Origin of the sequence: Plebeiibacterium marinum, assembly GCF_026013615.1 — a bacterium.
GTDB lineage: Bacteria > Bacteroidota > Bacteroidia > Bacteroidales > Marinilabiliaceae > Saccharicrinis > Saccharicrinis marinus_A.
Map to the genome: position 1 here is coordinate 1 of NZ_JAPDPI010000029.1, position 12,715 is coordinate 12,715.

Genomic DNA, 12,715 nt, shown 5'->3' on the forward strand with positions numbered 1-12,715 from the left:
TTTTTATAATGTGCTGATTCTAAATACATTGAATAATTTATGGCAAAATTATTATCTTATTGATTTTAAGCGAATTGTAAATCAGTCTAATGTCTCTTATCTAAAATCTAACGATCTGTTAAAATAATATTCTACAATATAATCCCTTCCGAACCACCTTCATTCGTATTCAACTTATAAACATACTGGGGTAATAATCCTTCTTCTTTTCTATGCGACACATACAATATTGCGGTTTCACTTTCTTCTGCTATTTTCTGAATCAACTGAACCATTAACGACGCATGTATATCATCTAATCCGGTTGAGGGTTCATCTAAAACCAATAATGGGGGATGTTTAATCATAGCACGGGCAATCAATACCATTCGCTGGTTTATCTGGGATAATTTATAAAATCGTTCGTCTTTTTTGTTGAGTAACCCAAGTACTTTTAACCATTGTTGGGCCAGGTTTCTTTGCATGTCGGATGGTTTTAGGTACAAGCCTACACTATCCACAAGTCCGGATATAACCATCTGCTCTACTGTTTGGCTACTATGAAAGCGTTCAGTCATTGAGGGTGTAAAGTAGCCGATTTTTTCTTTGATATCCCAAACGCTTTCTCCACTGCCTTTCTTGTTTCCAAAAATATATATGTCCTGACCAAATGCCTTTGGGTTATCTCCGTAAATCATGGTAAGCAAGGTGGTTTTACCTGAACCATTAGGGCCAATCAGGTGCCAGAACTCTCCTTTGTTGATTGTCCAGTTGATATTGTTTAGGATACACCTGCCATCATAGTGCACCGTTACATTTTGTAATTTAACCAACTCATTTGGTGTGTTGCTGAACCGTTTAATTGGAGCGGGAATGGAGCCTTGCAAAAATGTAGACTCCAGGTGCAAGTGTCTCTTTTTAAATTCACCTATCGTGAAAGAATTGATCAGTTTTTCTTTTTCAATGATTAAAACATCGGTAACAAATGGCATCAGGTCGCTTTTTCTTTTAAAAAGCTGAATTAGCGGAAGCTGTTCCGATATTTCAATTAACTGTTGTTTTAGTGCTGCAACCGATTCCACATCCAGGCAATCGAAAGGGTTATCCAGAACCAGGAAATCGGGTTTCTGTTTAAAAAGGTATTGCAGTAAAGCTTTTCGTTGTTCACCGCTGCTATAAGTCCTGATGCTTCTTTTGGGGTCGGATGTCAATGCAAAATCATCATGCAAAAACTCTTCTTCAATCATCTTTTCTAAAGTAATTGTTGAGAACAATAATCCTTTCTTTCCCTGAAATTCCGGTAAATCAGTGTTTCGTCCTTTCAGTAGATGTTTTATCCAGTTTCCCTTTACCGAGAAATTTTGGCTTTCTATGGCGTAGTGTTTCAAAATAGTATAGCGTTTGATGAGAACAATGCTGCAAATTTAAACTCTTTTTTGAATTCTGATTTTAAATAAAAAAAGTTGCAGTATAGTGCTGCAACTTTTCTAATGTTCTTCTTTTTTTAGGCTTACAAAGAAATGCTGGTTCCTATAAAAAAACCTTGTCTACTAGAGTCATCATCAAAATTAGAAAAACCTTTAGTTGTTTTTTGATAATTATAGCCTGCCAAAAAATTAAGTCTTATTAAGCGGCTTAGTTTTATTTTATAGCCCATTCCTCCTAAAAACATATAACCTTTATCTTCAGTCGATGAGAAAGTGACCTGGGGCCCTCCTTCTGCTAAGAAAAATATGCCTTTAGGTTTCCCGTTAGGGGAGTATTTTATATTTAATACAAGAGGGGCTGTATTGATGCCATGTGCATTAGAATAGCCATCTAGGCCTAATCCTACATTTATATTAATATGATTGTTGATATGATAACCCAATAGGAATCTAATAGAGTTTCCAATAGAGTTTTCATCTTCAAATCCATAATTTGGAGCATTAATATTTGTAGCCATAATTAAATTGTATCTCAATTCTGCATTTATTTTATTTTGAGCAAAAATGGTATGACTGTACAGAATTAAAAATATGGAAATAAAAATTGTTTTCATTTTTAAAGTTATTTAAGGTTTATGAAGAATCGTAACAAAGCAACATCAAAGATGTTTGATTAGCAAATAATTTGAAATTTGCGGTCAAATATTCAACATTAATTAAGTATGTAGAATGCATCAATGCGTTATAGGGGTTAGAAAAGGTTTTTCTGTTCTGGAAACAGAGTTTGCTTAGTATATATTGACATTTCCTATTAAAAAAGATTAAAAACGCCTTCGTGGCCCCTTTAAAATGCAAATTATGTTTGGATAATTGGTATTTTTGAAGTTTCAACCCCAAAATAAATGATTATGGATTACCTGGAAGCTACTGTTTTTTTAAAACAACTGATAAAAGAAACCAATAACGAATTGCTGGCTGTAAATAAAAACGGACTGGTTGAAAAAAACAGGATGGTAATCCGCACCAATTTTGGGAAAAGTATTAGTACCAAAATGGAGGCCTTTACCAATGAGTATGTATATAAAAGTTTGGGCGAATATGAATCGGAGGCTTTTGTAATTACTGATTTGGTTTCGGCAGAAGCAAACGGACAGGAAATAACCTATTTTTTATACAAAGGGTACCATTCATTGTTTGATAAAGGGGTAGTTTATTTTCAAATGGTAGATAAAAATACACTTGCTCCAAAAGGAGAGTTGGATTTTAGTAACCTTGAAGAGAATATTTTTTATAAAGTTGAATTTCCCGATGTGGAGGAAAGTTCGTGTAATGCCATAGAAACTGCTGAAAATACTGCCAAAAATCCAAGTATTGCCTTCTTAATTGGCCACATGAACGAAGAGCGTTTGGTTTATGATATTAATCGTTTGATTTTTGATACGGCCAATAATGTACAAAAGCATAAAAACCGCCATTTTAAATTTACCATCCAGGTGTCTGTTTTTGGAAGTAAGCCATCTGCCAATCTGTTAAAAGAGATAGAAAATATCAAGCAAACGCTTAAAACTTCCGTACATCCGGCATATCCTAATTCTACTTTTGTTTTTGATGTTGATAATGAATAAATAATCAGTTATTCTTTCGATTATTTAGTCTGAATTTCCCAATTTTGCAGCCACAATTTTAAAAATATGGCTGAAGGAAAAATTATGAACCTGGAAGAACTGCATTTTCTGGGTATAAAGGTTGTTTATAAAGATTTGGTGGATAAAGGATACGAAGTCCTTAATGTGCGAAAGGAACTGGATGTAAATCCTCAGATTCTGGCCAAAAAGGATGATGAGTTCCATATGGTTGTAGTTAAAACCGGTTATTATCCTGAAATGGGAATCATACTTCCGGAAGTAATTGAGCAGGTAAGGGAATTGGGTAAAAAGCACCATTCAAAATGCTGGTACGCCAGTGTGGGTATTGCCAATGCCAACGGACAAACAGAGGAGGAGATGGCTAAGCCGGTAGTTGGTGGCGAATTTTATATCAATTATAAAGGGATCATGGCCTTTCCGGAAATTAAAGTTTCAAAAGATTCTTCAGAGAAAAAATCATGAGCAGGCAGTTAAATAATTTTCTTGATTTTTTTAAGAAAAACAGGATTATCATATACGTTATGCTTGGTTTGGCCCTTATGATGCAGGTATGTAGCAGGGGTGCCGGCATACAGGAATCCATGCCTGAAGCTCCGCAATCAGAAGTAGTATCCCCTCAAACATCTGATTATCCTTCGCAAGCCCCGTCTGATGAGGCACCATCAGGAGATGGTGGATTTGTTTCAATGCTGTTGGTAACTATAATTGTTTTAGGCTTTTTTGTTGCCAAACGGTATGGCTATCTCGATAAGTTGCTGCCTAAAATAGTTATATTCCGGGTTGGTTACTATAGGTTAAAATCCAACGGAAATCTTGCCTTGAAGGTGTATATCATCAACCAAACACAAAGAGATATTACCTTTAATGCTCCAACTATTTTGTTTTTTAAAGGCAAGGATAAAAGGGAATTTGCCATTAAAAATATTGGCGGACAAAATTATTTTCCGATTACATTGATGCCTGGAACAGGACATAAGTTTACTATTGATGCCCAAAAATTTTATAATAATGTGGATGGTTTAAATGATTATAAAACCATTCGCATGCAAATCTGTTCTAATTGCGGTAAATGTTATAAAAGTATGAAGTGGCCGGTTGGTTTAACTTTTAAAAAGATTTAAAACAAAACAATGAAGAAATTTTTCAAAGAGCAGTGGGAAAAGTACCGGAAGAGGAAAACAAAGGCAGGGATTGTGCTGGATTTCTTGTTTTTGATCTTGTTTATTTTAATCCTTAACCCTTCTACAAGGTTGCCGATTACTTCGTTTTTTATTAAATACACCATGACATCCCCAAAGGAGTCATCGGAAAAGCAAATATTAAACGAAAGCGATTATGGATGGAAATACCTGAACTTAAATCATGAAACAAAAGATTTTGCAGATTTAAAAGGAAAGGTGGTTTTTCTTAATTTTTGGGCAACATGGTGCCCCCCTTGTGTGGCTGAGTTTTCTTCAATAAATGATTTGTACAAAGAGTTTGGTGGTCAGGTTGAGTTTGTATTGATAAGCAATGAGGAGGCGGCCAAACTTAAAGGGTTTTTAGATAAAAAAGGATATGAAGTGCCGGTAAGCATCATGTCGCAAAGGGTACCGTCCAGCTTGTTTGGGAATACTTATCCAACTTCTTTGATTATATCAAAAAAGGGAGAAGTGGTGATCAATAAGGTAGGGGCAGCCAAATGGAACAGCGATCAGTTTAAAGCGCTTTTAAAGAAATTAATTGCAGAATAGTGAATATAGGTAATTTAAAGTTGAGAAAGCATCCGCTTTTACTTGCTCCAATGGAGGATGTTACGGATCCTTCGTTCAGGTTGTTGTGTAAAAAGTATGGTGCCGATTTAATGTATACTGAGTTTGTTTCAGCAGATGCTTTAATCAGGAGTATTGAAAAAACACAACGAAAACTTAAAATATTTGATGAGGAGCGGCCTGTTGGTATCCAGTTGTATGGCAAAGAAATAGATGCTATGGTTGAGGCTGCTAAAATAGCTGCTGAGGCCGGACCTGAATTAATCGACATCAATTTTGGTTGTCCTGTAAAAAAGATAGCAGGCAAGGGAGCTGGTGCAGGAATGTTGCGGGATATACCCAAAATGGTAGAAATGACCCGGCAGATTGTGGAAGCTGTGGAATTGCCCGTTACCGTTAAAACTCGTTTGGGATGGGATGATAGTTCCAAGGAAATTGTGGAAGTAGCTGAAAAACTTCAGGATACGGGTATTAAGGCATTGACAATACATGGTCGGACAAGGGCGCAAATGTACAATGGCGAGGCTGATTGGAGTTTAATTGGAGAGGTAAAGAACAATCCAAGGATGCATATCCCTATCATAGGAAACGGTGACTTAACGAATCCTGTAAAAGCAAAAAAATATCTTGATAAATATGGCGTGGATGCTTTAATGATCGGCAGGCCATCCATCGGGCGGCCATGGATATTTAAAGAAATCCGACATTATCTGGATACTGGTGAGTTGTTGGAGCTTCCTAAAATACCGGAGCATGTAGAGATGATACGAGAGAATTTGTCCAGTAGTATTGAATGGTTAGGTGAGAGGCGTGGGATTTTACATATGCGCAGGCATCTGGCTATTTCTTTTAAGGGGTTAAGGAATTTCAGGGAGTTGAAGATAAGGATGCTTCGAGCGGATACTGCCGAAGAGGTAAATCAATGCCTGGATGAAATAAAAGAAAGATATGCTGATTGTGTGTCAACAGTTGAGACGTATGAATAGCAGATGCTAAAAGAATTATAGCAGGAGTATGGTATTTAATTTTCGTTAAAGTATCTCTTAACAATAACCTTTACCGGGTATGATGCTGCAAAAAATCCAATGGTTGTTACTGTAAGCAGGGTGTAAAATATATCCATTGCCACCAGGGCAACCGGATATGCATCAACAACAAAACTACTGCTACCGCCAAATGTGATCACTCCAAAATATTGCTGGATAAGGACCAGGATAATGCCAATTGCTAAGCCACATATTACGCCAATCAAAGAAATAAGCCATCCTTCAACCAGAAATATCCTGGTAACCATCTTTTGATCCGCTCCAATGCTTTTTAATATTTTAATGCCTTCTTTTTTATCATAAATAAGCATTGACATGGTGCCGATGAGGTTGAAGGTTGCAATGATCAGGATAAAGCACAATATGAGATAGGCCACCATTTTTTCTACTTTCATCATTTTGTAAAAACTGGCATGTTGTTCGTGCCTGTTTTCAACTTTTAAACCGGCGCCTAATATCTTTTGTATCTTTTTTTGGGTGGCGTAATTATCGTAGCCATCTTTTAGTGCAATGGCCAGGGAAGTAACTTCAGAATCTTTATATTGGAATAAATCCCTCACCAGATCAATATCAACAAGTACGTATTTTGAGTCATAGTCCATTTGTTTTACAAGGAATATGCCTTTGGGATGGACATAATGGGTATTAAATGCTTCATTGGGGCGCATCAGATTGATCTTTTTATTCCGCTTGGGAACATATAAAAGCAGGGGCGTTAAAAATGATACCCGGATATTTAACTGGTCGGCCAATACATAACCTATGGCACCACCAAAACCCTGTTTATCCCTGAGGTTAAATTCCCCTTCGACAATGATGGAATCGAGTTGGCTGACTTTTGAAAAGGCGGCATTAACGCCCATGACAACAGCGGTAACCTGTCTGTCGTCATATTTTAGCAGGGCGTTGTCTTCAATTATCGGACAAATATAGGCAACTTCATCAAGCGCTTCTATTTCTTTGATATTTAACGAATCAGTAGAAAAGAACTTACCTTCAGTAGCTGATATTTTTATGTCCGGATCAAATGACCCATAGAGGCTGCCAATTAATCCGTGCAACCCGTTAAAAACCGAAAGGATGACCAATAAGGCAATGGTACCTACAGAAACCCCAACAATTGAGATGGTAGAAATAACATTTATGATGCCTTTTGATTTTTTGCCAAAAAGGAATTTTAATGCTATTTCGAGTATTAGGCGCATTGACTATTTTTATTTAAAAGCCTTTACAATCAAACCAGTTCCTTTGCTGAATTGGCCTTTCACATCCCAAATATTCAATATAAATGATATAGGGAAGGTAATTAAATAATAGAAAGGCAAAATAATAAAGAATACTTTGGATAAATTCAGCATGATAATGGGATACTTCATGGATAATTTCCATGAAATGTTGCCCGGCCATCCGTATGAGTATTTTACTTCAATATCTTTAAATCCGGCTTTCTGCAGTTTTTGTTTTATTTCCTGTTTGTTGTATCCGTCTCTTACATGTTCGTCAATAAATCCGGTTACGCCATCTTCGTGCTCTACTTCATGATGATGTGCATCAGAGCCTCCCTGATCACTGGGTGTAGAGATCAGTAGCATACCTCCGTTGTTCATGGCCATATTCAGGTTTCTGAACACGCCTTCATCATCTTCAATATGCTCCATTACATCAACAGAAACAACCAGGTCGTACAAGTTTTCTTCTCCCAGTTTGGTTAAATCAGCGTATTTAAAGCAAACCTGTTTGTCCCGCTTTATCTTGCCAAAAAACCTGTTGCAATCTTCAATCTGTTCCGTTTTAACATCAACGCCAGTTACTTTCCAGCTTTTGTTTAAGGATGAAATAAAATATACGTACTGGCCAAAACCTGATCCGGCATCCAGTACGTTGATGTCGTTGCCAATCTTTTTCGACCATGATTTTATTTCCTTCCGGATGTGCCATGCCCTTAATAGCAATAGGTCAAGCAACTTGTAAAATAAAATGCGCAGAAATGGAGAGCGGTTAAAAACTTTACCAAGACTTCTTTTTATAGGATCGTACTGCATTGCTATTCTTTTAAAAGACGGTCAATATTGTCAATGTAATCCAGTGAATCATCAATGTAAAACTGTAGTTCAGGAACAACCCTGAGTTGTTTCCCAACCCTTAATCCAAGATTTCTTCGCATCAAGGAATGGTGCTCTTGTATTTCGTTAAAAATATCTTCCTTTTTTGCTGATGGAAATATGCTGATATACACTTTAGCATTACCAAGGTCGGGCGAAATGCGTACCTTAGAAACGGAAACCATTGCACCTAGTGTATATGCTTTGGCTTCTTTAAGGAACATTTCACTTATTTCTTTTTGTAATAATCTGGATACCTTTTTTTGTCTGGTCGACTCCATATTTTTCTATTTAATTAACTCACGAAAATAAACTTTTTAATTGAATCTGCCCAATAATAAGGATTAAGGAACCGGGTCGTGACCGTGGCCACCCCAGGGGTTGCAGCTTAAAATCCGTTTTATGGCCAGATAGGCTCCTTTGAAAGGGCCGTGTTTTTTTAATGCTTCAACCGCATAAGCAGAGCAGGTTGGCGTGTATCTGCATGAGGCACCAAACATTGGCGATATGGCATGTTGATAAATCTTAATAGGTATTATTAAGATAAAGACCAACGCAGCTTTTATGCTGTTGATTGCCCATTTAATCAGTTGCATGGTTGCTGTTTTTATTAAGTGATAACTGCAATTTAGTTAAGGTTTTTTTTATTCCTTTTTCAATTACAGAGTAACCAAGTTCCTCTCTTGCTATATAAACCAGTGCAAACGTAATTTGTTGATTGTTCTGAGTAAGAAAAGAGGCAAATTCCTCCCTGTTCAAGCGATAGGCTTCCCTGCATCTTCTTTTAAGCAGGTTGCGCATTACCGCCCTTTTAAACCTTTTTTTTGATACGCTGAACAATACTTGCGAATGTATTGGGTCTGGAAGATTGGATTTTTTATAAACCACCCTGAAAGGATAACATACAAATGATTTTCCTTCGGCAAACAGTTGGTTAATTAGTGTATGGCTGCATAACCGATCTGATTTTGGAAAGGAATAATCCGAATGTGCCATTTGCAATTTATGTGTTTGTTAACCTTTAGTTTTGAAAGATAAAAAAAGGGCATTTTAAAATGCCCTTTTGTATTTTGAGTCTCTGTTGGATTCTATTTTTGAGCTTTGTTGTGCTTTTTGATAAACTGCTCCAATGCCATGGTCATTGATGGTGCTTGTGGCATAGGGGCTTGAATATCTAACCTGTAACCGGCCTCTTTAACAGCCTTTGCTGTAGCAGGTCCAAACGAAGCAATTTTTGTTTCTTTTTGATCCCAGCCAGGAAAATTTTGTAACAAACTGGCTATACCTGATGGACTAAAGAAAACAAGGATATCGTAATCAATATCTTTCAGGTCGCTTAAGTCGCTGCTTACGGTTCTGTACAATATGGCTTTTGAATACTTAATATTGTTTTTGTCCAGTAAATCAGGAATTTCTTGCTTGTGGATATCAGAAAGAGGAACCAGGTAGTTCTCATCTTTATGTTTTTTGATAACATCTGTCAAGTCAGCAAATTTTCCTGTAGAATGGAAAATTTTACGTTTCCTGTATACAATGTATTTTTGTAGATAATACGCAGTTGCTTCAGAAATACAAAAATATTTCATTGTGTCAGGAACAGTTACCCGCATCTCTTCTGCAACCCTGAAATAATTGTCAATTGCAGTGCGACTAGTGAAAATAACAGCTGAATGATCAAGGATGTTTACCTTTTGAGCACGAAACTCTTTGGTAGGCACACTCTCTACTTGAATAAACGGTCTGAAGTCAATTTTTACGTTGTTCTTCTCCGCCAATTCAAAATAAGGTGATTTTTCTGTTTGTGGTTTTGGCTGGGAAACCAGGATTCTTTTTATCTTCAAAACTATATCTCTTTAATTCTTACCACGCAATGCCTATTTAATTAAAATCTTATAAACAATCATGATAGGCAAAATTTCTAGGGCACAAAGATACAAAAACAAGTAAAATAATGAAGCTACATTTTTTAAAATAATTGCAAAACCCCTAAATAATTGCATTAAATAGAGTAAGGTGTATATAGAAAGGCCTAAATATATAACTCCCTGGATTGCTTCAGGCGAGATATATGGAAGAACAAGTATGATAGGTAAAATAGCAATGGCAAATACTTTGTTGTGCAGGGAGCTGAAAAACAGATATTCTTTTGTTTCGGGGATAGTGTCGAATACAAAGGCAACAAATCGGTAGAGCGCCATTTTTATTAAGCCAAAAATAAGTATGATCCCTATGATAATTGGGATGAGTATTAGGTTTTGACTGGAATAAGTTCTTATTTGGTAATGATTTATAACCTGGTATAAAAAGATTGAGGTGTTAAATAGAAACAGGCTATTAAGGATGAATGCCGGCTTTTGGTAGTGCAGGTTCACCGTTTTTAACATCTTCCTGGCATTCTGAGTATAAATTAGGGATGAGAACAACTCTTTTAAGTATTTAAAGTTAGTAACCCTTAAAAAACCCAGTATTGCTACCGAAATTAATATAAATCCAGACAGAATGTCTTTATTCCAATTGTGCTCGGGAGCTATGGCGTGTTGAGGATTGACTTCTGTATGTTCTTTTGTTTGTGTTCTACTTCCTTTTTGAGTGTCATTTAAACTGGTAGTTTTCTCCATGAAAAAAGAAGAATCAGTTTGGCTGCTTTCTGCTTGTGGCAGTGTGTTTGATATTTTAGTTTGTAATGTGTCTGTTACAGGTGCCGCATCGTTTTGTATGCCTGCCAATGATGGGTTTTGATTGATCCATATCCTGTCGCTTAAGGGTATCGGCGATAAAAAATCATCGACAATGTTCTTCTTTAATATCCCAAAGTCTTTTTGGTTCCGTTTTATTAGATTAAAGGATAAAGAATCTTCTGGTGATGCCTTAAATAATTCAGGTGTTTTTTTTGGGGGGGTGGCTTGTTTTAAAAATCTTTTGGGAGTTTCGGGAATGGATAAAGTAGAAGTTTGCTTTATATCAACAACGATTGAATCTTTTGGTAACGAGATCTTGTGGTCTTCAATTCTGTTTGTAGAATCCTGTTTTGTTGTATTTTCTGCGTTTATGTAAAGATCCATTGTTAAGTGATTTTTTGCAAAAATATAAAAACCATTGAAGAATTATAACTGAATTTTAAACGGCGGCAATCTTAAATGCTTCCATAGTCCAGGGGGTTGCATTTATAATTGCAGGAATTACATCTTCAGGTTTTTCAACAACACTCCAGATGTTTCGGTGTTCGTCCCTCATAAACTCCTCGTTGGCTATTTTATCAAGCATCTGGATCATAGGATTAAAGAAGCCATTTGTATTTAATAAAATTACAGGTTTTGTAAATAGGCCCAGTTTTTTGTTCGACAGTACCTCGAATAGTTCTTCAAGCGTGCCAGTGCTTCCCGGTAAGCAGATTACCGCATCTGTATTTTCTACCAATAACTTTTTCCTTTCTGCCATGGTGTCAACATGAATCATGTTAGCTACACCTTTGTGTTCCCATTCAACTTCAACCATAAATCGTGGAATAATTCCCGTAACATCACCCCTGTTTAGCAACATGCTATCTGCAATGGCCCCCATTAGTCCAACCGCACCACCGCCGTAGTTCATGCCGATACCTTTCTGAGCCAGAATCTTTCCAAGTAATACAGCGTCTTTGGTATAGCACTCTTTAACTTTTGAACTAGAAGCGCAAAAGACACATACTCTTTTTATTTCTTCCATGTGTTTAAATATTATAAACTGTCGCTTGTGCACCAGGCCGATGCCCCAAGTAAAATAATGTCCTTTAAAATAGTTTGCCCGGCTTTTGATAATTCAGGGAAGCCGTATCCTGTTTGCCATACAATTTTTGAAGTAAACAGTAGCGAAATGCTTACAATAAACATGGTGCAAGCTCCAATGCCACCCCACACCGACATCGGTTTTGATATGGGTTTGAGCATGAGAAAAATCCCTGTTACTATTTGCAAATAGGCAACAATATGATTTAATGCGTAAGGAGTCAGGTATTTTAATATCCACGACATGTATCCTCCAGAGATTAACTGGTGGGTATAGTCTGCTTCAATGTTCTTGAATTTTAAAAATCCTAACCAAATAATAACCAGTCCTAGTCCGTATCTTAGTATAAAAACACCTAGTGTTTTTACCAGTTTGCTTAAAAAGTTCTTCATCTCTCTTAGTAAGGTTTAACGTTTATATCTGATTTCCCTGCCAAATGGGGTTAATGCTATTGATGCCAATTTAAAGTGTTGTTTACCAAAGGGGATTCCAATGATGGTTATACATAAAATCAGTCCCCAAAAAACGTGTGACAGGGCAATCCAAATACCACCAACCAAAAGCCATAAAATATTCATGAATAGAGAGAGGCATCCATCAGCTCGTGGGGAAGCTACTGTTTCTCTTCCAAAAGGCCAGAATGCCAGGCTTGCCAGTTTTAGAGTCTGCAATCCAAAAGGAATACCAATAATGGTGACCATTAAAATTATGCTGGCTACCAAATACTCAAGCGCCACCATAAAGCCGCCAAAAATTAACCAGATTATATTTCCAAGTAGGTTCATGTGTTTTTGTTTCGAATATAACTAATATAACTGTAAAGTATTTTTTATCTCTATAAAATATTGGTATCTGCTTTTTGCACTAATTAAGTTCTCTTTGGCTCAGATATTTTATGTTGTAGCACATGGTAACTTATTTATTCGTCAAAATGTAGAATTTAATCATTTTTAAATTAGGTCGAAAATATTTAAACAATAACATGGAGAGTTGGAATTT

The 12,715-nt window shown here is 36.5% G+C and carries 17 protein-coding genes; 5 read left to right on the forward strand and 12 right to left on the reverse strand.

Translation table 11 applies throughout. The features are described from left to right. Positions 1–131 precede the first annotated feature (131 nt). Both OM074_RS13875 and OM074_RS13880 read right to left on the reverse strand, forming a co-directional pair. The gene (locus OM074_RS13875; protein WP_301200416.1) at positions 132–1,367 is read right to left on the reverse strand and encodes an ATP-binding cassette domain-containing protein; all 1,236 of its coding nucleotides are present in this window, start codon (positions 1,365–1,367) and stop codon (positions 132–134) included. A gap of 122 nt (positions 1,368–1,489) precedes the next feature. Beyond that, positions 1,490–2,020 (reverse strand): hypothetical protein, encoded by a 531-nt coding sequence (locus tag OM074_RS13880; RefSeq protein WP_301200418.1) that lies wholly within the window; start codon positions 2,018–2,020, stop codon positions 1,490–1,492. A gap of 294 nt (positions 2,021–2,314) precedes the next feature. Here OM074_RS13880 and OM074_RS13885 point away from each other — a divergent pair, with 294 nt between their 5' ends. The 5 genes from OM074_RS13885 to dusB all read left to right on the forward strand — a co-directional run bounded on the left by OM074_RS13885 (position 2,315) and on the right by dusB (position 5,789). Continuing rightward, on the forward strand, positions 2,315–3,031 hold the full coding sequence (locus tag OM074_RS13885; protein WP_301200420.1) for a hypothetical protein: 717 nt from the start codon (positions 2,315–2,317) through the stop codon (positions 3,029–3,031). Between the two features lie 66 nt (positions 3,032–3,097). Beyond that, positions 3,098–3,514 (forward strand): DUF8840 domain-containing protein, encoded by a 417-nt coding sequence (locus OM074_RS13890; RefSeq protein ID WP_301200421.1) that lies wholly within the window; start codon positions 3,098–3,100, stop codon positions 3,512–3,514. Continuing rightward, positions 3,511–4,173: a hypothetical protein gene (locus OM074_RS13895; protein WP_301200423.1), complete on the forward strand. Its 663-nt coding sequence runs from the start codon at positions 3,511–3,513 to the stop codon at positions 4,171–4,173. Before OM074_RS13890 ends, OM074_RS13895 begins: the two co-directional genes overlap by 4 nt. Before the next feature lie 9 nt (positions 4,174–4,182). Continuing rightward, positions 4,183–4,785 (forward strand): TlpA family protein disulfide reductase, encoded by a 603-nt coding sequence (locus OM074_RS13900; protein ID WP_301200425.1) that lies wholly within the window; start codon positions 4,183–4,185, stop codon positions 4,783–4,785. Next, on the forward strand, positions 4,785–5,789 hold the full coding sequence (dusB, locus tag OM074_RS13905) for a tRNA dihydrouridine synthase DusB (protein WP_301200427.1): 1,005 nt from the start codon (positions 4,785–4,787) through the stop codon (positions 5,787–5,789). Before OM074_RS13900 ends, dusB begins: the two co-directional genes overlap by 1 nt. 35 nt (positions 5,790–5,824) lie before the next feature. Here the strand turns inward: dusB and OM074_RS13910 are convergent, their stop codons facing one another. The 10 genes from OM074_RS13910 to OM074_RS13955 form a co-directional block, all read right to left on the reverse strand. After that, positions 5,825–7,054, reverse strand: a complete 1,230-nt coding sequence (locus tag OM074_RS13910) for an ABC transporter permease (protein ID WP_301200429.1) — start codon at positions 7,052–7,054, stop codon at positions 5,825–5,827. Positions 7,055–7,063: 9 nt separating this feature from the next. Next, complete coding sequence (locus OM074_RS13915; RefSeq protein WP_301200431.1) at positions 7,064–7,891, reverse strand: class I SAM-dependent methyltransferase; 828 nt, start codon at positions 7,889–7,891, stop codon at positions 7,064–7,066. Between the two features lie 2 nt (positions 7,892–7,893). After that, positions 7,894–8,232: a 30S ribosome-binding factor RbfA gene (gene rbfA / locus OM074_RS13920; RefSeq protein WP_301200433.1), complete on the reverse strand. Its 339-nt coding sequence runs from the start codon at positions 8,230–8,232 to the stop codon at positions 7,894–7,896. Between the two features lie 63 nt (positions 8,233–8,295). Then, a complete protein-coding gene (gene yidD / locus OM074_RS13925; protein ID WP_301200435.1) occupies positions 8,296–8,547 on the reverse strand; it encodes a membrane protein insertion efficiency factor YidD in 252 nt (83 codons plus the stop codon). Continuing rightward, positions 8,534–8,947 carry a ribonuclease P protein component gene (locus OM074_RS13930; RefSeq protein WP_301200436.1) on the reverse strand — a complete coding sequence of 138 codons (414 nt, stop codon included), beginning with the start codon at positions 8,945–8,947 and terminating at the stop codon, positions 8,534–8,536. The genes yidD and OM074_RS13930 overlap by 14 nt, the downstream gene beginning before the upstream one ends. Positions 8,948–9,039: 92 nt before the next feature. Beyond that, entirely contained in the window at positions 9,040–9,792 is a 753-nt protein-coding gene (locus OM074_RS13935) for a uroporphyrinogen-III synthase (RefSeq protein WP_301200437.1), read from the reverse strand. Positions 9,793–9,825: 33 nt separating this feature from the next. Next, positions 9,826–11,013: a DUF4271 domain-containing protein gene (locus OM074_RS13940; RefSeq protein ID WP_301200438.1), complete on the reverse strand. Its 1,188-nt coding sequence runs from the start codon at positions 11,011–11,013 to the stop codon at positions 9,826–9,828. Positions 11,014–11,068: 55 nt separating this feature from the next. Beyond that, positions 11,069–11,656 carry an LOG family protein gene (locus OM074_RS13945; RefSeq protein WP_301200440.1) on the reverse strand — a complete coding sequence of 196 codons (588 nt, stop codon included), beginning with the start codon at positions 11,654–11,656 and terminating at the stop codon, positions 11,069–11,071. Positions 11,657–11,667: 11 nt separating this feature from the next. Beyond that, positions 11,668–12,108, reverse strand: a complete 441-nt coding sequence (locus tag OM074_RS13950; RefSeq protein WP_301200442.1) for a DUF417 family protein — start codon at positions 12,106–12,108, stop codon at positions 11,668–11,670. A gap of 15 nt (positions 12,109–12,123) precedes the next feature. Next, complete coding sequence (locus OM074_RS13955; RefSeq protein WP_301200444.1) at positions 12,124–12,501, reverse strand: YccF domain-containing protein; 378 nt, start codon at positions 12,499–12,501, stop codon at positions 12,124–12,126. Positions 12,502–12,715: the final 214 nt, after the last annotated feature.